The 18,512-nt window shown below is 66.3% G+C and carries 21 protein-coding genes; 11 read left to right on the top strand and 10 right to left on the bottom strand.

The window, feature by feature from the left end; all coding sequences use genetic code 11:
• Position 1: 1 nt before the first annotated feature.
• Positions 2–2,434 carry a hypothetical protein gene (locus tag ETQ85_RS14865; RefSeq protein ID WP_148579855.1) on the bottom strand — a complete coding sequence of 811 codons (2,433 nt, stop codon included), beginning with the start codon at positions 2,432–2,434 and terminating at the stop codon, positions 2–4.
• Between the two features lie 166 nt (positions 2,435–2,600).
• On the opposite strand from ETQ85_RS14865, the gene ETQ85_RS14860 reads away from it, so the two are divergent.
• The 7 genes from ETQ85_RS14860 to ETQ85_RS14830 all read left to right on the top strand — a co-directional run bounded on the left by ETQ85_RS14860 (position 2,601) and on the right by ETQ85_RS14830 (position 7,652).
• Positions 2,601–3,569: a prenyltransferase gene (locus ETQ85_RS14860; protein ID WP_148579854.1), complete on the top strand. Its 969-nt coding sequence runs from the start codon at positions 2,601–2,603 to the stop codon at positions 3,567–3,569.
• On the top strand, positions 3,566–4,252 hold the full coding sequence (locus ETQ85_RS14855; RefSeq protein ID WP_148579853.1) for an HAD family hydrolase: 687 nt from the start codon (positions 3,566–3,568) through the stop codon (positions 4,250–4,252). The genes ETQ85_RS14860 and ETQ85_RS14855 overlap by 4 nt, the downstream gene beginning before the upstream one ends.
• Positions 4,252–4,566, top strand: coding sequence for a hypothetical protein (locus ETQ85_RS14850; protein WP_148579852.1), 315 nt, complete (start codon positions 4,252–4,254; stop codon positions 4,564–4,566). Before ETQ85_RS14855 ends, ETQ85_RS14850 begins: the two co-directional genes overlap by 1 nt.
• Positions 4,563–5,174 (top strand): glutathione S-transferase family protein, encoded by a 612-nt coding sequence (locus ETQ85_RS14845; RefSeq protein WP_148579851.1) that lies wholly within the window; start codon positions 4,563–4,565, stop codon positions 5,172–5,174. Before ETQ85_RS14850 ends, ETQ85_RS14845 begins: the two co-directional genes overlap by 4 nt.
• Before the next feature lie 16 nt (positions 5,175–5,190).
• The gene (ruvA, locus tag ETQ85_RS14840; protein ID WP_148579850.1) at positions 5,191–5,781 is read left to right on the top strand and encodes a Holliday junction branch migration protein RuvA; all 591 of its coding nucleotides are present in this window, start codon (positions 5,191–5,193) and stop codon (positions 5,779–5,781) included.
• A complete protein-coding gene (locus tag ETQ85_RS14835) occupies positions 5,778–6,269 on the top strand; it encodes a DUF4442 domain-containing protein (protein ID WP_222862172.1) in 492 nt (163 codons plus the stop codon). Before ruvA ends, ETQ85_RS14835 begins: the two co-directional genes overlap by 4 nt.
• A 117-nt stretch (positions 6,270–6,386) precedes the next feature.
• Positions 6,387–7,652 (top strand): SUMF1/EgtB/PvdO family nonheme iron enzyme, encoded by a 1,266-nt coding sequence (locus tag ETQ85_RS14830; protein ID WP_148579849.1) that lies wholly within the window; start codon positions 6,387–6,389, stop codon positions 7,650–7,652.
• Between the two features lie 38 nt (positions 7,653–7,690).
• Here the strand turns inward: ETQ85_RS14830 and ETQ85_RS14825 are convergent, their stop codons facing one another.
• On the bottom strand, positions 7,691–8,014 hold the full coding sequence (locus ETQ85_RS14825; protein ID WP_246128775.1) for a hypothetical protein: 324 nt from the start codon (positions 8,012–8,014) through the stop codon (positions 7,691–7,693).
• Positions 8,015–8,150: 136 nt separating this feature from the next.
• Between ETQ85_RS14825 and ETQ85_RS14820 the strand changes: the two genes are divergently transcribed.
• Positions 8,151–8,489, top strand: coding sequence for a 4a-hydroxytetrahydrobiopterin dehydratase (locus ETQ85_RS14820; protein WP_148579848.1), 339 nt, complete (start codon positions 8,151–8,153; stop codon positions 8,487–8,489).
• A 1-nt stretch (position 8,490) separates the two neighbouring features.
• On the opposite strand, the gene ETQ85_RS14815 is transcribed toward ETQ85_RS14820, so the two are convergent.
• Complete coding sequence (locus ETQ85_RS14815) at positions 8,491–9,567, bottom strand: glycosyltransferase family 4 protein (protein ID WP_187394723.1); 1,077 nt, start codon at positions 9,565–9,567, stop codon at positions 8,491–8,493.
• Complete coding sequence (locus tag ETQ85_RS26265; RefSeq protein WP_187394722.1) at positions 9,551–9,970, bottom strand: hypothetical protein; 420 nt, start codon at positions 9,968–9,970, stop codon at positions 9,551–9,553. Before ETQ85_RS26265 ends, ETQ85_RS14815 begins: the two co-directional genes overlap by 17 nt.
• Positions 9,971–10,179: 209 nt before the next feature.
• Here ETQ85_RS26265 and ETQ85_RS14810 point away from each other — a divergent pair, with 209 nt between their 5' ends.
• Together ETQ85_RS14810 and ruvB are read left to right on the top strand one after the other, a co-directional pair.
• Positions 10,180–11,250 carry an AI-2E family transporter gene (locus ETQ85_RS14810; RefSeq protein ID WP_148579846.1) on the top strand — a complete coding sequence of 357 codons (1,071 nt, stop codon included), beginning with the start codon at positions 10,180–10,182 and terminating at the stop codon, positions 11,248–11,250.
• Positions 11,247–12,296, top strand: coding sequence for a Holliday junction branch migration DNA helicase RuvB (gene ruvB, locus ETQ85_RS14805; RefSeq protein ID WP_148579845.1), 1,050 nt, complete (start codon positions 11,247–11,249; stop codon positions 12,294–12,296). The genes ETQ85_RS14810 and ruvB overlap by 4 nt, the downstream gene beginning before the upstream one ends.
• On the opposite strand, the gene ETQ85_RS14800 is transcribed toward ruvB, so the two are convergent.
• The 5 genes from ETQ85_RS14800 to ETQ85_RS14780 form a co-directional block, all read right to left on the bottom strand.
• Positions 12,293–12,823 carry a hypothetical protein gene (locus tag ETQ85_RS14800; protein WP_148579844.1) on the bottom strand — a complete coding sequence of 177 codons (531 nt, stop codon included), beginning with the start codon at positions 12,821–12,823 and terminating at the stop codon, positions 12,293–12,295. The genes ruvB and ETQ85_RS14800 overlap by 4 nt on opposite strands.
• 120 nt (positions 12,824–12,943) lie before the next feature.
• Positions 12,944–14,131 (bottom strand): class I SAM-dependent rRNA methyltransferase, encoded by a 1,188-nt coding sequence (locus ETQ85_RS14795; protein ID WP_148579843.1) that lies wholly within the window; start codon positions 14,129–14,131, stop codon positions 12,944–12,946.
• 142 nt (positions 14,132–14,273) lie between these two features.
• Positions 14,274–14,924 (bottom strand): DUF484 family protein, encoded by a 651-nt coding sequence (locus ETQ85_RS14790; protein WP_148579842.1) that lies wholly within the window; start codon positions 14,922–14,924, stop codon positions 14,274–14,276.
• Between the two features lie 34 nt (positions 14,925–14,958).
• A complete protein-coding gene (dapF, locus tag ETQ85_RS14785) occupies positions 14,959–15,798 on the bottom strand; it encodes a diaminopimelate epimerase (RefSeq protein WP_148579841.1) in 840 nt (279 codons plus the stop codon).
• Positions 15,795–16,208, bottom strand: coding sequence for a CoA-binding protein (locus ETQ85_RS14780; RefSeq protein ID WP_148579840.1), 414 nt, complete (start codon positions 16,206–16,208; stop codon positions 15,795–15,797). The genes dapF and ETQ85_RS14780 overlap by 4 nt, the downstream gene beginning before the upstream one ends.
• A gap of 86 nt (positions 16,209–16,294) precedes the next feature.
• On the opposite strand from ETQ85_RS14780, the gene sppA reads away from it, so the two are divergent.
• Positions 16,295–18,127, top strand: coding sequence for a signal peptide peptidase SppA (sppA, locus tag ETQ85_RS14775; RefSeq protein ID WP_148579839.1), 1,833 nt, complete (start codon positions 16,295–16,297; stop codon positions 18,125–18,127).
• Here sppA and ETQ85_RS14770 read toward each other — a convergent pair.
• Positions 18,097–18,387: a hypothetical protein gene (locus ETQ85_RS14770; RefSeq protein ID WP_148579838.1), complete on the bottom strand. Its 291-nt coding sequence runs from the start codon at positions 18,385–18,387 to the stop codon at positions 18,097–18,099. The two genes, sppA and ETQ85_RS14770, sit on opposite strands and share 31 nt — an antisense overlap.
• Between the last annotated feature and the right edge of the window lie 125 nt (positions 18,388–18,512).

Here is an 18,512-nt window from a genome sequence, read left to right as displayed (position 1 = left end):
CTCAGGCTGGCGCCGGTTTGCGCAGGGTCAGCCCGAGCCACAGCAGCAGGTAGATGAAAACGGTCAGCCGCGGCATGTCGAGCAGGCTGTCCACCAACCCGACGACGGTCACCGCGGCCAGCGCCGCCAGCAGGATGGGCGCCAGCGGGTGGTGCCGGGTCGGGCTTCTCAGCAGACGCACAGCCGCCACGACGAGGGCCAGTCCGAGAGCGCCGAGGCCCAGCAGGCCCTGTTCGATGTACACGTGCAGGAACAGGTTCTTGGCGTGCCAGGGCAAGTGGTCCCGGTCCGAGGTGAAGAACCAGAAGTCTTCCCCGCGGCCAAAGTTGCCGTTGCGCAGAAGCGGGCGCCCGGTGGCATCGGTCAGCTCGACGTTGTCCACATCCACATCGACGGGCGCTTCCACACTCATCGAGAAGAAGGCCAGCCGCGGCGGCCAGCCGCTGGCCGGCAGTTCGCCGCCGGTCGATACACCTTCGAACTGCTCCCAGCCGGCACCCCCCTTCAGCTTGACGGCCTGACTGGCGCAGCCATCGGCGTAGAGCAGGTGTTTCCGGCAGATGAACAGCAGCAGCGCCACGTCTTTGTCGCTGCGGGCCCGCAGCCGGTAATGGAAGGGGGTGGCGGTATCCACCGGCACGCGCTGGCCGACGCGCAGCATCTCCCCGTAACCACGCACGAAGCGTGAGCCGCCTATCTGCAGGTAATGCCCCTCGGGGCTTTGACGCAGGCGCACGCTGCCCGGAAAACCGTCGGCCGGCGGCTGCCAGAAAAAGGCATCCGGAAAGCGTCCGAGGCCGATGCCGAGGAGGGTGTCGGTGGGGCTGCGCACCAGGCTGGCGCTCTCTCTATAGTGAGTGAGGCGGCTGCCGAGGTCGCCGCTGGTGGTGGACAGGCGGCTACCCATATAGGCGCTGCCAAGGGTGGCAACCACCATGCCGCTGACGCCCAGCAGGGCGCCGACGGTGAAGACGTCCTGCGATCTTGGCGTCCACAGGGGCGTGCTGCGAATGGCCTGCACGGCCACGGCAAGTAGTACCAGACAAACGGCCAGGGCGGCGCCCGGCAGTGCCGCCGCTTCACCCCAGAAAACGCCGACTTCCACCGCATTGGCGCCGGTCCACACCAGCAGGGCGGTCAGCAGGGCGAGCGCCGGCTTGCTGCCGCTGCGCTCCGCCTGCCACAGTAAAAGGGCGGTGGCCGACCAGGACAGCGCATAAATCAGGTAGGCCCCCTTGGGTACCCAGGCGGTGGCAAGGAGGCTGGCCAGCAGCAGGATCAGGCCGGCCAGGGCGCCGGCCAGGAGTTGCCCGACCCGGGCGCCGGCCAGCAGGCCACCCGCCTGGTAGGCGAGCAGGGCCAGGCCGGCAAAGGCCAGCATGCCGCGATAGCCGCCGCCTCCGAAAGCCAGGAAGCAACCCGCCAGTACGGCCCCGCCCAGGGCCAGCAGGACGCGAGGGTGGCCGCGCGGGGTTTCCACCCGATGTGGCGTGGCCGGGCGCAGCAGGGCCACACCGCCGAGTACGCCAATCACCACCAGTACCGCCCCGAAAACGATCCGCGAGAAGGTAGTGAAGATCGCATAGCCGCCCAGCCCGACTGCCACCAGGGCCAGGCCGCGCGCCAGTGGGCTGCGGGCGCCCAGCAGGCTGGCCAGGGCGAAGGGAAAGCTGAGCATCAGCCACGCATCGAGCGTGGCGCCGCCGACGTGCATTTCCCAGAACAGGGCCGTGCTGCGGTAGTCGCTGGCAAAGTTGGTAAAGCCGGGAAAGGCCAGCCGCTCCCACAGGGCGGCCAGCGCGCAGGAGGTGAGGCCGAGGGTGAGGCCGGTGGTGAAGCGGCCGAGGGCCGCGTCGCCGTCACGGCGGATCGCCAGGTGCAGAAAGGGAATCAGCGCAAAGGCCAGCACGAAGCCCTTGCCGACGCGCAGGGCGTTGAGGGTCGAGCTGTAGTTGATCAGGACGTCCGGCTCCAGCGCCGGCATTGGCAGCAGGCCGCGCAGGCCGGAGGCCAGCACGCTGCCGGCGAGCAACCCGAAAAGGGTCAGCGCCGCCACGTTGAGCTTGACCGGTGCACGTCCACTGAGTGTTGGCGCTGGTGGTGCGATGGCTTCGCGCAGTCCGAGGGCGAGGAGGGTGGCCAGCGCCAGCGCGTCGCTTTCGGTGAAGTAAATCTGCCCGGTCCACGGCGCCAGCTCGATGACCGGCCACAGGGTCGGCAGGACCACCAGCCAACTGCCCGGGCGCATGAGCACCAGCACCACGTAGGCCGCCAGCAGGGCACCGGCCACGCCCTTGTCGAGGGGATACATCCACAGCCAGATGGCCAGGCCTGCGAGGGCGCCCAGCGCCGCCAGCGTGCCATACAGGCGGGGAGCGATGGGCCGCCGGGGGCGAACGGCAGGCGGGTGGGAAGAGGAGGCGGTGGTGTTCAATGTCGTCAGGCGCCGGCTGGATGAACGGCTGTCGATGCTAACCGATCAGGCCGGCCCTTGTCGCGCGGGCCGCCGCCGGACTGGCGGGCGTGCATTCACGCCACGGCAGCTTGACCGGGGCGCCGCCCCGCCGCAGCATTGCATGTCCTGACTCTGCGCCGTACCGATGCCTGCCACTGCGCCTCCTGCCGAACCTGCCATCGCCCTGCGCGCCCGTCCACTGCTCGCCGGCCTGCTGGCGACCCGCCCGGCCTTCCTGGGTGTGACCCTCTGCGCCTGCCTGATCGGGCTGGCGGTGGCGCATGGCAGCGGCCTGCCCATCGACGGCCTGAAAGCCGGGCTGACGATCTTCTTCGCCCTCGTCGCCCATGCTGGCATCAACGTGCTCAACGACTATTACGATGCGCAGAGCGGCGCCGACGCGGCCAATACCGAGCGGCTCTTTCCCTTCACCGGCGGCAGCCGCTTCATCCAGAACGGGGTGCTCTCCGAGGCCGAGACCGGCCGCCTGGGCTACGGCTTGCTGGCGTTGGTGGTGCCGGCCGGCCTGTGGCTTGCCGTGCAGTCGGCGCCCGGGCTGATCCTCATTGGTCTGGCCGGGCTCTTTCTCGGCTGGGCTTACACCGCGCCGCCGCTGGCCCTGGTGTCGCGCGGGCTGGGCGAGGCGGCGGTGGCCGCCGGCTGGCTGATCGTGGTGATCGGCACCGACTTCGTGCAGCGTGGTGGTTTTTCGGCGCTGCCGCTGATCGCTGGTCTGTCCTATGCACTGCTGGTGGCGGCCATCCTGTTCATCAACGAATTCCCCGACCGGCGCGGTGACGAGGCGGCCGGCAAGCGCACGCTGGTGGTACGCCTTGGCCCGGAGAACGCCAAGTGGGCCTACCTGGGCCTGGTGCTGCTGGCTTACGGATGGCTGGTGCTGATGGTCGGGCGCGACCGGTTGCCGCAGGGGGCCGCCGCTGCCGCGCTGACCCTGATCCTCTCCTTTCGCGCCGCCCGTTACCTGATGGCCCACGCCAGCGAGCCGTCCGAGCTGGCGCCGGCCCTCAAGCTGACCGTCGCTGCCGCCCACCTGCACGGTCTCGTCCTCGCCGCTACCCTGGCCTTCGGACGCTGGCCGGGAGCCCTGTCATGAGTTTCGTCCCGCCCTTTGCCCCGCATGATGTTCATGCGGTCATCTTCGACATGGACGGCCTGCTCCTCGACAGCGAGCGGGTCGCCCTCGCCACCGTCGCACTGGCGGCGGCCGAACTGGGCGTGCCGTGGCGCTACGAAGTGGGGCTGGCGCTGGTCGGCCTGAACTCGAAGGACGGCCCGGCGGTGATCCGCCGTCACCTGGGCGACGATTACCCCACCGCCGAACTCTACGAAGCTTTTGGCCGCCTCTATGAACTGGCCATTGCCGAAGGGCGCATTCCGCTGAAGGGCGGCGTCACCGAACTGTTCGACGTGCTCGACGGCATGGCCCTCGGACGCGTCGTCGCCACCTCCACGCGGCGCTCGCGGGCCGAGCCCAAGCTGGCGGCGGTAGGCCTGCTGGCGCGCGTGCACGGCATGGTGTGCGGCGACGAAGTGGCCTGCGGCAAGCCGGCGCCGGACATCTTCCTGGCTGCCGCCGAGCGCCTCGGCGTGCCGGTGGCGAATTGTCTGGTGCTCGAAGATTCGAACGCCGGGGTGCGCGGCGCCCTGGCGGCCGGCGCCCGGGTGATCATGGTGCCCGACCTGCTGCAGCCCGCCGACGACGTGCGGGCGGCCGGCGTGCCGCAGGCCACCAGCCTGCACGACATCGCCCGCTTCCTTTCCATGAGGCTTGCCTGATGCGCATCGTGCTGCTTCTTGCCGCGCTGTTTTCCGCCTGGCCGGCGTTGGCCCAGGACGCCGGTTCCAGCGGCTTTTGCCTGTTTTTCCTGCCCGCCGAGAGCGGCAGCCAGCGCGCCATCAACCTTGGCATCGTGCAATATGTGGAGGTCCGCGCCGACGAAGTCCGGATTTACTACGGTGGCGGCAATCTGGGCAGCGGCTATGAAGCGCGTATCCCGGTAAAGAGTCGTGACGAGGCCGACGCCGTGCTTGCCCGCCTGCGCCGGACCGCCGCCAATTGTGCAAAACCTGTCTCAGGAGGCTCCCCGTGAAACTTGTCGGCATGCTGGATTCCCCCTTCGTACGTCGCACCTTCATCACTGCGCGGATGCTGGGCATCCCCTTCGAGCACCAGTCCCTGTCGGTCTTCCGCAACTTTGCCGAATTCCACGCCATCAATCCGCTGGTCAAGGCCCCGACCCTCGTCTTCGACGATGGCGAGGTGATGGTGGACAGTTCCCAGATCATTGCCTGGCTGGAGCACAGCGCTGCGCCGGGCAAGAGCTTGTGGCCGTTGGACCCGGGGCGCTACCGGCGCTGCCTGCAGCTCACCAGCCTGGGCCTCGCCGCCGCCGAGAAAAGTGTTCATCGTGTGTATGAGACCAAGGTACGCCCGAAGGAATGTCGCGATCCCGACTGGCTCGAACGCGTGGACGGCCAGATCCGCGACACCTACGGCCTCCTCGAAGCGCACGTCGGGACGAGCGACTGGCTGTGCGGCGACTACCCGACCCAGGCCGACATCACCGTTGCGGTGGCCTGGCGCTTCACCCATTTCATCGCTCCGGGCCTGGTGGCCGACAGCGATTATCCCGGCCTTGCTGCACTCTCCGCAGCGGCCGAGGCCCTGCCGGCCTTCTCGGCCGCGCACTACTCCTGACTTCCTGAAAGAACGCATGATCGGACGCATTACCGGCCGCCTGGCTGAAAAGAATCCCCCGCAGATCCTCGTGGACGTGAATGGCATCGGCTACGAGCTGGAAGTCCCCATGAGTACCTTCTACGGCCTGCCCGCCACCGGCCAGTCCGTCACCCTGAGTACCCACCTGGCGGTGCGCGAGGACGGTCACTTCCTGTACGGTTTTGCGTCGGAAGACGAGCGGGCCGCCTTCCGTCAGCTCCTCAAGGTGGCCGGCATCGGCGCCCGCACCGCGCTGGCCGTGCTGTCGGGCTTGTCGGTGAATGACCTGGCCCAGGCCATCGCCCTGCAGGAGTCCGGCCGGCTGGTGAAAATTCCCGGCATCGGCAAGAAGACCGCCGAACGCCTGCTGCTGGAACTGCGCGACAAGCTCGCCAAGGCCCTGCCGGCGGCGTCCGGCCGGGTCACCGCCGACCTGGCAGGGAACGACCGCTCCGACATCACCAACGCGCTGCTGGCCCTCGGCTACAACGAGAAGGAAGCCCTCGGCGCGGTCAAGCTGCTGCCTGAAGGCGTTGGTGTTTCCGACGGCATCCGCCAGGCGCTCAAGGGCTTGTCCAAGGCATGAGCCAGAAGCTCAAGCAGGGCTTCATGCGCAACGTGAAGCTCGGCGCCGGCAGCCTGCGCCTGCTGATGAATCTGTGGCCGCCCTTCATCGGCGCCGGCATCCACGTCGAACGCATCGCCCCCGACTACCTCGAAGCCGTGGTGCGCATGCGCATGGGCCTGCTCAACCGCAACTACATGGGCACCCACTTCGGCGGCTCGCTGTATGCGATGACCGATCCCTTCTTTGCGCTGCTGGTCATGAACCGGCTGGGACGCAAGTACGTGGTGTGGGACAAGTCCTCCAGCATCGACTACAAACTGCCCGGCCGCGGCACGGTGCGCGCCACCTTCCGCATCACCCCCGAGCAGGTCGAGGAAATCCGCCAGGCCACCGCCGGCGGCGGCAAATACGAACCGACCTTCAGCGTGGATGTAATGAACCACCAGGGCGAGGTGGTGGCGACGGTGGAGAAGACCATCTACGTGAGGCTGAAGCCGGCCGCCTGATCACCGCCGCGCTTGCCCTGGCCGTGATCGTGGCCTATCCCTGGATGAAAGCGAGAGCGTGCGGGGCCGTGGGCGGGCCCCCTTCGCAGGCCACAGCCCGGATTCAGGAGTCGAGTCATGGCAGGTATCTTCATCAGCTACCGGCGGGACGACAGTGCGGGCTTTGCGGGGCGGCTCTACGATCGCCTGTGTGCAGCCTTCCCCGGCGACAAGATCTTCATCGACGTGGAGCGCCTTTGTTCGGGCGACGATTTTGCCCGCGAAATCGAGAGCACCCTGCGTGCCTGTGACGTGTGCCTGGTGATGATCGGGTCACGCTGGTTGAAGACTGCCGACCAGTACGGGCGCCGCCGCCTGGACCAGCCGAATGACTGGGTGCGCATCGAGATCGGTGCGGCCCTGACGCGTAACGTGCGTGTCATTCCGCTGCTGGTGGATGAGGCCGTGATGCCACCAGGCGAGGCACTGCCGCCGGATCTGGTCCGGCTGTCGTCCCTGCAGGCCCGCGTGTTGCACCATTACACCTTCACCCGCGACGTGGATGCACTGGTGCAGGGTATCCGGCAGGCCTCGGATGCGCGGCGCAGCCTTGCCGCCAGCATGGCCAGCCTGAAGGCCGGCTGCGTGCGCGTCCACCCCGTCGACCAGCTGGAGTATGCGTGGATTCCGCCGGGGGGATTCATGATGGGTCGGGTGCCGGGGGATGGGGTGACCGACGAGCGTTACGACGACGAGAAGCCCCGCCATCCGGTGCAGCTGACCCAGGGGTTCTGGCTGTCCCGCGGGCCGGTGACGGCGGGGGCTTATGGCCGCTTCGTGCGCAGCCGCGGGATCGCCATGCCGCCGCCGCCCAAGCACAACCCCAACTGGGCGGATCACGATCATCCGGTGGTGAACGTTACCTGGGCCGACGCGCGTGAATACTGCGCCTGGGTCGGCGGGCGCCTGCCCAGCGAGGCCCAGTGGGAGTACGCCGCGCGGGGCGGCCGTGCCGACACCTGCTATCCGTGGGGCAACGAGATCACGCCGGATTGCGCCAACTACGCTGACAACACCCGCTGGCAGGGCACCTCGCCGGTGGGATCCTTTGCCCCCAACGACTTCAATCTGTTTGATGTCGTCGGCAATGTCTGGGAATGGGTTTCCGACTGGTACGACGCCGGTGTGTATGCGGCGCGCCCGCCCCGTGAGCCGACGATGGATCCCGACGTCCAGGTGGATGTGCTGCACAAGAGGGTAGTGCGCGGCGGTTCGTGGGATTCGATTCCCATCGAGGTCCGGATCTCCAACCGGGGCTACTGCTCGCCCTCGGACTGCGTGCGGGATTTCGGTTTCCGGGTGTTGCTCGACGAGCTGCCGGCAACTGAGCCTGACCCCTCTTGAGCCGGCAATCACCTATCCGGCCTCGCGCGCAAGCGGCCTTAGCCTTTGCGCAGCCTTCCTTCGAGCCGGGTCATCCTGTCCACATGCTGGCGTGCCTGCTTGTCTGCCCGGTCGGCGTATTTCGTCACGGCTTTCTGCACCTGGATCCAGAAAGCGACCAGGTCCTGGCGCGGATAGGCCTCCAGTACCCCACTGTCCTGAAAGAATTCGGCGATCCAGCGTGAATCGAGTTCGCTACGTCCGGTCTCCCGGATGTACTCCGCAGCAGCGATTTCCACATAGTCAGACAGTTTTGGGGCTCTTTTCATGATCCATCGACGCTCCGGGGCGCGATTCAAGCGGCAGTCCTTGAAGTCCGTCATCCATGCGCCTCAATTGAGACAGGCGGTGGGGCAAAAGGTTTGGTGATGAACTCTCGCGAAAGCTTGGGTTCTCATGAAACAGGCGTCCATACCCCTGTTCCAGGGGAAGCGCGCTGGTTTTTCGGGAGTACGCAAAATGAGCGATGACTTTTTGTCCGGGACATGTGAGCCATGCCGCGGCGGGATACCTCCCCTGACGAAGGCCGAGGCCGACGGCTATCTGCAAAGGGTGTCGGGCTGGGAGCTTGTGGATGAGGGGCTCCGTATTGAGAGAAACTTCACTTTCAGGAATTTCAAGGAAGCCATGGACTTTGTTGCAAGCGTCGGCAATCTGGCTGAAATGCAGGGCCACCACCCCGACATCAGTTTTGGATGGGGCTGGGCCAAGATCTCCTGGCAAACCAAGAAGATAAAGGGACTCCACGAGAACGACTTCATCATGGCGGCCAAGACTGACCAGCTGTTCCATTCCTAACTTAGCCGGCGAGTTCGGCGAACAGGTGCCGGTAGCGGCGCGCCATCACGCGGTCGGTGAAATGCGCCTCGTAGCGCTGCCGGGCCGCCACGCAACGGGCGCGCAGTTCGTCAGGGCTGGCGTCGTCCCAGTCGTGCATGGCTGCACGGAAGGCGTCGTAGGTGCCGTCGGCACAGTAGAACGCATGGGGGCCGAGGACTTCGTGGAGGCCGTCGGTGCGTGTGCACACCACGGGGATACCGCGGGCGGCGGCTTCCAGCGCGACCAGGCCGAAGGGCTCGTAGCTCGACGGTACCGCCAGCACATCGATGGCCTCGAAGAAGGCTTCCAGCCGTGCGCCGGCACACCAGCCGAGAAAACTGACCCGCTCGGCGAGCCCGTGCGCGTGCAGCAGGTTGCGGGCATAGGGGCTGAAACCGCGCCCGGCGACGAGCACCCGGCGCGTCGCGAAATGCGCCTCTCCGAGCAGTAACTGCACGTATTCCGGGTGCTTGCGCGGTACGAGCCGGCCGCAATAGCCGAGCACTGCCTTGCCCCGCACCGGGCGGAAGGGGGCCGCGCAAGCCACGCCGTTGGGGATGACCTTTACCGCCGGATTACGTTGTCGGTAGCCCAGCGCCCGGTAATGCCGGTGTTCGGCCTCGGAGAGTACGACGACCCGCGCGCTGAGAGAGATCAGGTGTTCCTGCCAGGCCCGTGCACCGCCGAGGCCGACGCCGTTGGTGCGCTCCTCGAGGGCCAGCAGTGAATGAATCGTGCATACCACGCGGTGGCGGGCCAGCACGGCATCCAGCGCCGGGTTGGGTTTGTAGGTGTGCACGTGCAGCAGCGGTGCCGTGAAGTGGCGCAGCTCTTCCGCGCTGCCGACCACCACCGGATGAAAGCGGCGCAGGATTTCGTCCACCTCGGCCGGCGGATAAGCGTGGTCAATGACGAACCACAGCGCGTCGACGCCTTCTGCCGCGAAGCCGCTGATCAGGTTCTCGATCACGGTGCCGACGCCGCCCATCCGGTTGAGGGGCATCTCGTTGGTGATCTCGATGACCGGGAAGGCGCGTCGCTCAGTATTCGTGATCATGGGGAAAGAGGCGGGCGGTGGTGGCTCCGTCGTCGATCTCGAGGTAGGCCAGCCGTGCAACTTCGCGGCACTCGAGGGGCCAGTTTTCTGCCGTCTCCCAGGTGCCATCAAGGCGCCGCCGGCCGAGAAAAATTGCCGCGATGCACTGGCTCAAGTCGGGATTGGTGTCCTCTGCCCAGAAATTATGGACCGCCACAACCCGGTAGAGGTCCGGCACGATCCGGCTCAGCTGGATCCGCAATTCGGTCTCCTGCGTGTAGTGCTGGTGCAGGTGGGCGAGCCGGAACGGCGGGACGACCAGGCAGCCGTTCTCCAGGTGGAGCGGCAGCGGCGAACAGATACGCGCTGATCCGTGCGCCGCTGCCGGTGACGCCAGTGCATCCGTCCGGTCCGTAGAGGGCATGGGTTGCTTCCTTGTCGTCATACTTCACCATCAAGGTCTGGTTCATCGCGAGGGCCGGGGCTGGGGCGGGTCTGGAGGAGCGGCTTGCCAGGATTAATTCTAGAGCATGTTCATGAAGAAGTTGATCGGTGCCGGCCTGACGGCGCAATCCGGTGCGCGGTGTCCGCCGATTCAGCGATAATCCCGCCACCCCTACGCGAGGCATCCTCATGGCTCCCCGACGCACTGCCCAGGTGGCCATCACGGCCCTCCTGCTTCTTGGCTGCGCCTTCGTGCTCAGCCCCTTCTTTGCCGCCATCCTCTTTGCCGGCACGGTGTGCATCACCAGCTGGCCGCTTTATCGTTTCCTGCACCGGCGCCTGCGCGGGCGTGACGGGCTGGCGGCGATCACCATGACGCTGCTCCTGACCGCGCTGCTGCTGGTGCCGATGGTTGGCCTGGCTGCCTCCCTCACCGACGCGGTGACGGAACTGGTGGAGCAGGTGCGGGCCCTGATCGAGGCTTCGGATGGTCGTCCGCCCGCCTGGCTGAAGGAGATTCCGCTTGTCGGCGCCGACGTGGATGCCTACATCCGCAAGCTCACCCACAGCCAGCTGGAGATGCGCAAGCTGGGCCTGCAGGCGGTCGAGCCGGCGCGCAAGTTTGCCCTCGGGCTGGGGGCGCTGGTTGGCCAGGGCCTGCTGCAGATCACCCTGGTTCTGTTCATCGTTTTCTTTCTGTACCGGGACGGGGCGCGCATTTCCGAACTGCTTGAAACCGCCGCCGATCGCCTTGCTGGCGAACTGGGTGGCAGCCTGCTGGAGCTGGCCAGCAACACCGTCAAGGCGGTGATGATCGGCATCGTCGGCACCGCTGCAGCCCAGGCGCTGGTGGCGCTGGTGGGCTTCCTGATCGCCGGGGTGCCCGGCGCGCTGCTGATGGCTGCGGGGATCTTCTTTTTGTCGATGGTGCCCATCGGGCCGCCGCTGATCTGGGGCGGCGCGGCCTTCTGGCTGTATCAGCAGGACCAGCAGGGCTGGGCGATCTTCATGGTGCTGTGGGGCCTGCTGGCGATCAGTTCGGTGGACAACTTCGTCAAGCCGATGCTGATCAGCCGCACCGCCAGTTTGCCGATCCTGCTCATCGCGCTGGGGGCTTTTGGCGGCGTGCTGGCGTTCGGTTTCATCGGGCTGTTCCTCGGCCCCACTTTCCTGGCCCTCGGCCAGGCCCTGTTCCTGGCATGGACGGCCAGCAAGTCCGTGACCGTTGCCGACAATTCCGAAGAAGAAGCCCAGGCATGATCGAAACCGATGACCTCAAGGGCGGCATGCCCGACCCGAGCGCCCGCCTGATTACCGCCCAGCGCGCCAGCAACCAGGAAGAAGCCCTCGAACGGGCCCTGCGCCCCAAGCGCCTGGCCGATTACGTGGGTCAGCAGAAGATCCGCGAACAGCTGGAAATCTTCATCGAGGCCGCCAGGAAGCGCGGCGAGGCGCTCGATCACGTGCTGCTGTTCGGCCCGCCGGGGCTGGGCAAGACGACCCTGGCCCACATCGTGGCCGCCGAAATGGGCGTCAACCTGCGCCAGACCTCCGGCCCGGTGCTGGAGCGGGCGGGTGATCTGGCCGCGCTGCTGACCAACCTCGAACCTCACGACGTGCTGTTCATCGACGAAATCCACCGCCTCAGCCCGGTGGTCGAGGAAATCCTCTACCCGGCGCTGGAAGACTTCCAGATCGACATCATGATCGGCGAAGGTCCGGCGGCCCGCTCGGTGAAGCTCGATCTGCCGCCCTTCACGCTGGTGGGCGCGACGACCCGCGCCGGCATGCTCACCAACCCGCTGCGCGACCGCTTCGGCATCGTCTCGCGGCTGGAGTTTTACACCTCCGACGAACTGGCCTACATCGTCGGCCGCTCGTCACGCCTGCTGAACGTGGAGATCGACGACACCGGGGCCTTCGAGATCGCCCGCCGTGCCCGTGGGACGCCGCGTATCGCCAACCGCCTGCTGCGCCGGGTGCGCGACTACGCTGAAGTGCGTGCCGATGGTCGCATCTCGTCAGCCGTGGCGGACGCGGCGCTGACCATGCTGGACGTGGATCACCTGGGCCTCGACCTGATGGACCGCAAGCTGCTGGGGGCAATGCTGGAAAAATTCGGCGGCGGCCCGGTGGGGCTCGACAACCTGGCGGCAGCGATCGGGGAATCGTCCGACACCATTGAGGATGTGCTGGAGCCCTACCTGATCCAGCAGGGCTACCTGCAGCGCACGCCGCGGGGCCGCATGGCCACCGCGTCGATCTGGCACCATTTCGGGCTGGTGCCGCCGGGAACCGAGCTTTAGCCGGCCTCCGGGTCCTGGGCTGTCACCGTCCGGACCCGTTCTGCGGTGGCCATGAAGTCGGCCAGGTTGTCCTGGTCGAAAGGCTGCAGGCACCGGTTGACGGCCTGCGAGGTGATCGTCAGGCCGCCTTTCTGGTCGCGGGCGATCCAGCCGAGCTGGATCAGATGGCTGACCTTGCGGCGCACGGTTTCCCGCGGAATACCGGTGGATGAGCTGATCGAGAAGGCATTGCAGGGACGCAGGGCCAGCTTGTTGAAATTGCCCTCGTTGGCGCACCGAATGGCCGCCAAGGCCTGGTTGTCGAGGCCGAGGCCGCCGAGGTTGTAGAGGCCGACCTCGCCAAGCACGATGGGCAGCAGCAGGTCACCCTCAAAGGCGGCGTAGAGGCGGACCAGGTAACGCAGGTTGTAACGGGCCAGGAGCAGGGCAACGACGCGCTGGTCGCGTCGCGCTTCGTCCCCGGTGTCCCCGGCGGCGTGGCCGGCAGGTGCTGACCCGGATGAGTCAGGGGGCAGGGGGCTGTGCATCTGTTTCTCCGCAGGCAGTATCCAGAATGGCTAGTTTTACACAATTTCACCAGTATACCAGCCGGAAGACGTCCCCCTTCCTTCGTTACATTCTGTAAAACAACGCCCCCTGGCCGCAGCTCAGACCTGGCAGGCCAGCCCCTTGAGGTACTCGCCTTCCGGTACGGCCAGCCCGATCGGGTGGTCGGGCGCGGCAGACAAGCGGTGAATGATACGCGCCTCGACACCCACGTCCGAGGCGGCACTGGCGACGATCTTCTGGAACATTTCCAGCCCGATGCCGCCCGAGCAGGAATAGGTCATCAGGATGCCGCCCGGGTTGAGCAGGCGCAGGCCGAGCAGGTTGATGTCCTTGTAGGCGCGCGCTGCGCGTTCGGCGTGGGCGGCCGAGGGGGCGAACTTGGGCGGATCGAGGATGATCATGTCGAACTTGCGGCCTTCGGCCTTGAGGCTGCGCAGGGCCTGGAAGACGTCGTCTTCACGCCATTCGGCGCGGCTGGCGTCGAGTTGCGGGTTGAGGGCCAGGTTGCGCGCTGCCGCGGCCAACGCCGGGCCGGACGAGTCGATGGAGATCACGCTCCTGGCACCGCCAGCCAGTGCCTGCAGCGAGAAGCCGCCGGTGTAGCAGAAGCAGTTGAGCACGTCGCGCCCGGCTGCCAACTGGCCGGTGAGGTGGCGGTTCTCGCGCTGGTCGAGGTAGAAGCCGGTCTTGTGGCCGCCGACCACGTCCACTTCCATGCGCACGCCGTTCTCGACGATGGTCAGGCCGCCTTCCGGCAGTTCGCCGTAAGCCAGGCCGGTGACCGGGCCGAGGCCTTCGAGCTTGCGCACATCGGAGTCCGAACGTTCATACACCGCGCTGCAGCCGGTGGCCTGGACCAGCCCGGCAACGATGGCATCGCGCCACTTGTCGGCGCCTGCGCTGGTCAGCTGGACCACCACCACGGCGCCGTAACGGTCGGCAATGACGCCCGGCAGGCCATCGGATTCGCCGTGGATCAGGCGTACGCCTTCCTGCCCGGCCAGCCACGGATGGGCCGCCCGCCGCGCCACGGAAGTGGCCACCGCCCGCTTGATGAAGGCGTGATCAATTGATTGGTCGGGATCGAAACTCCACACCCGCGCCCGGATCTGCGACTCCGGCGACCACGCTGCCCGCGCCAGCGGCTTGCCGCGCGAATCCTGCACAAGCACCGTGTCGCCCGGCCGCGCCCGCCCTTCCAGCCGGTCTACCGAGCCGGCGAAGATCCAGGGGTGACGACGAAGCACGGACCGGTCATTGCCGGATTTGAGAATGAGTTCAGCCATGGTGGGAGCGAAAAATCAGGTGTAAAAAAGAAAATGAGGACGCGCCGAAGGGGCACGAACTGTGGGTCGGACTTCAGTCCGACAGCACGGGGTTAGCCAGTCGAGTCGGACTGAAGTCCGACCCACAGGCTAGGCTCCCTGTCTAGCCGAGTTGGCGGCGGAGGGCGCAGGACACCATCTCGCCGATGCGCGTCACGTACAGCGTGCCCATCTCGGGATAAAAGCGTTCCGGATCTTCGCTGCCCAGGGCCAGCAGCCCGAAGGTCTGCTCGTCGCGGCGCAGGGGCACCAGCGACACCGAGCGGATCAGCTTGCCGGCGGGGCCGAACCAGTTGCCGATTTCGCGCAGGGTGGGCGCGCCGCAATAAGGCTGGTTCAAATCGCCGGTGAAAAAGCGCACTTCCTCGCCAACCGCCAGAAACTCCGGCCCGCTGCGCGACAGCACGCTGTTCCACACCCGGAAGGCGACGTGGGGCACCGAGAAATCTTCCTGCAGGTGCACGTAGATGGCCTGGCGGATCGATTCGAAGTCTTCCGCTTCCAGCAGGGACAGGCCCAGGCGATGCACCTTTTCACTGATGCCGTCGTTCTCTTCGCCAAAGGCCAGCAGCTCGGCGAACTTGTCCTCAAGCTGGGCGATGCGGTCGCGCAGGGCGATCAGCTGGCGCTCGGTGAGGGAGATGGCCTGTCCGTTGTTGGGGTGGGTCACCGTCAGGTCGGTCAGCAGGGTCGAGTTCTTGTCGAAGAATTCGGGGTTTGCCTGCAGGAACTCGATGACGTCGGAAGCTTTCATGGCGTTGGGCCGGGTTGGAAGTGGGCTTGGAGATTCAGGGAAGCGTGATGTCGGCGCTGAAGACACTGACCGCCGGGCCGGTCATCATCACCGGGGTGCCGACGCCGTTCCAGGCGATGGTGAGCTCGCCGCCGCGGGTTTCGACGGTCACCGGTGACACCACCAGTTCGCGCAGGATGCCGGCCACTACCGCCGCACAGGCGCCGGTGCCGCAGGCCAGGGTTTCGCCGGCGCCGCGCTCGAAGACGCGCAGGCGCACGTGGTGATCGTCCACCACTTGCAGGAAACCGGCATTCACGCGGGCAGGAAAGCGCGGGTGGTGCTCGATGAGCGGGCCCTGTTCGGCCACCGGCGCGGTATCGACATCGGCCACCACCTGCACCGCATGCGGGTTGCCCATGCTGACGGCGGTGATGGCAATAGTGTTGCCGGCCACGTCGAGCGGCTGCACATACGCATCGGACTCGCTGACGAAGGGTACGTCGGCGGGATTCAGCACCGGCACGCCCATGTCCACGGTCACGTTGCCGTCGGCCTCAAGGCGCGGCGTGATGATGCCCTTTTTGGTCTCGACGCGGATCTCGCGCTTGTCGGTGAGGCCCTGGTCGAACACGAAGCGGGCGAAGCAGCGCGCGCCGTTGCCACACTGTTCGACTTCGCCGCCGTCGGCGTTGAAAATGCGGTAGCGGAAATCGACGCCCGGTGTTTGGGCCGCTTCGACGATCAGCAACTGGTCGCAGCCGACGCCGAAGTGGCGGTCGGCCAGGTAGCGCACCTGCGCTTCGGTGAGTTCGATGTGCTGGCGTACTGCGTCGATGACCACGAAATCGTTGCCGAGGCCGTGCATCTTGGTAAAGGCGAGCTTGCTGCTCATGGGAGAAGATCCATGTAGTCGCGCCACACGCAGCGGTCCATCACCACCGTGATGCCGGCGGCGCGGGCGCGCTCGGCGGCGGCTTCGTTGATGACGCCATCCTGCAGCCAGAGGCGCGGGATGCCGAGGGCGATGCATTCGTCGATGATCGGGTCGATCTGGTCGCCGGCGCGAAATACATCCACCATATCCACCTTTTCGGGAATATCCGACAGCGTGGCATAGGCTTTTTCGCCCAGCACTTCGGAAACCGCCGGCCGAACCGGTACGATGCGGTAGCCGAAGCCCTGCATCGCTCGGGAAACCCGGTAACTCGGGCGTTCCGGGCGCGGCGACAGGCCAACGACGGCGATGCGCTTGACCTCCTGCAGCAGGCTGCGGATCTGGTCGGGGGTGGGATTGGTAAACATGGCGGGATTCTACCGGATTGGCGGGCCCCGGAAACCTTGCGGGCAGCCGCAGGTCGGAGCCTGAGAGGCAAACATTGGAGAGTGTGATGGAGCGGAAAGCACGACCGGGTGTCGTGAGAAGAGTGGTGTCGGGCGTCTGGGGCGTGGTCGATAGCCTGCGCCGGGCGAGCCTTAACCTGTTGTTCATTGCCATCGTGGCGTTTCTGGTTGCCGGCTGGTGGGCAAGCCGGCCGACGCCCTTGCCCGAGGATGCGGCGCTGGTCATCGCGCCGGTCGGGCAGCTCGTCGAGCAGCGCACGGTGCGCAGCCCGATGAGCGTGCTGCAGGGTGGCGACGCCATCCACCAGGTGCTGCTGCGCGATGTGGTCGATGCGATCCGTGCAGCCGCCACCGATTCGCGCATCAAGGCGCTGGTCCTCGAGACTGACGGGCTGGCCGGTGCCGGTTTGTCGAAGCTGGAAGAGATTGGTGCTGCGGTGAGCGAATTCCGCCAGGCCGGCAAGAAGGTCTATGCCTACGGCAAACACTTCAACCAGGTCCAGTACCACCTGGCCTCCCGGGCGGACGAGGTCTTCGTGAATCCGGATGGCTATGTGCTCTTGTCCGGTTTCGGGCGCTTTCCGACCTACTACAAGGGCCTGTTCGATCAGGCCGGCGTGAAGATGCAGGTCTTCCGGGTTGGCACCTACAAGTCCTTCGTCGAACCCTACACGCGTAGCGACATGTCGGCGGAAGATCGGGAATCCACCAAGGTGTACCTGGATGCTGCCTGGCAGGCCTATCAGGCCGACATCGCCGCGGCCCGCCCGAAAGCCGGTCAGAACCTGGTCAGTTACGTCACCGATGCGCCTGGCCTGCTGGCCGCCGCTGGCGGTGATGCGGCCAGGATGGCCCACAATGCCGGTCTGGTGGATGGCCTCAAGACGGTTGACGAGTGGCGTGACTACATCAAGGGCAAGGTCGGCGCGACGGACGACGGCAAGGGCTTCAGGCATGTGGACCTGGGGACCTACGTGGCCCGCCTGCGCGAGGACGCGGCCCATCCGGCCGACAAGATCGGCGTGATCGTCGCCCAGGGCGCCATCGTCGATGGCGAGCAGCCGCCCGGTGTGGTGGGGGGCGACACGGTGGCCGGGCTGATCCGTCAGGCCCGCGAAGACAAGGCCGTGAAGGCCGTGGTGCTACGGGTGGACAGCCCCGGCGGCAGCGCGACTGCTTCCGAAGTGATTCGCCGCGAGCTGGAACTGACCCGTCAGGCCGGCAAGCCGGTGATCGTCTCGATGGGGTCGGTGGCGGCCTCCGGCGGCTACTGGATCAGCATGGCAGCCGACGAAGTGTGGGCAAGCCCCACGACCATCACCGGTTCCATCGGCATCTTCGCGATGCTGCCCGATCTGTCGGGGCCGATGACCCGGCTCGGGCTGGCGGTGGATGGGATCGGCACAACGCCGCTGTCCGGCGGGCTCGATCCGCGCCGCCCGCTCGATCCGCAGGTAGCCAACGTGCTCCAGCAGACCATCGAGCACGGCTACAAGCGCTTCCTGGGGCTGGTCGGCAAGAGTCGCAAGATGAGCGTCGAGGCGGTGGATGAGGTCGCCCAGGGGCGTGTGTGGCTGGGCAGCCAGGCCAAGGAGAAGGGTCTGGTGGACAAGCTCGGTGGGCTGGATAGTGCCCTCAAGGCCGCTGCCGTCAGGGCCGGGCTGAAGGAATATGACGTGAGTTACGTGGAAAAGGCCCTGTCGCCGCGCGATCAGTTGCTGGCCAAGCTGCTGGATAACGGCGACGAGAGCGAACTGGCGATGGCGAAGCCGTCGGTGGTGGAGCAGACGCTGGCGAAGATCCGCACCGAGCTGGAGGCGCTGGCCTTGTGGAACGATCCGGGCCATATCTACCTGCATTGCGAGTGCCTGGCGCCCTGAGGGATGGCGCGAGGTGTCAGTGGTCGATGCAGCGGTTTGAACCGGTTGTCCGTCACGGGCAGCGGGTTTATCTGAAACGTGAACTTGTTAAACGCCCGGTTACGGGCGTTTAACATTTCGGCAAACCCTTTCCGGCGGGGTTTGAAGGCTTTCAGGGCGGTTTTGACTGTTTGTTGTGCAGGCTTGAACAGCTTGAAGCCCGATTCAAATCGGTTCATCTCCGGGATGAACTTTTTCAAGGCCGGTTTGAGCCGGTTCATCGTAATCTATTCCCAGTGGGTGGGCTATCTTGAGCAGGGAACCTATGCCTCGACGGAAGCATGGCTGAAAACCTTGGGCATCGAGATACGTCACATACACACCTCGGGACATGCCAGCCCAAAGG

Source organism: Zoogloea oleivorans, assembly GCF_008107625.1.
GTDB classification, from domain to species: domain Bacteria; phylum Pseudomonadota; class Gammaproteobacteria; order Burkholderiales; family Rhodocyclaceae; genus Zoogloea; species Zoogloea oleivorans.
Note: the sequence above shows the minus strand (reverse complement) of the source record. Positions and strands in the feature narration are given on the sequence as shown.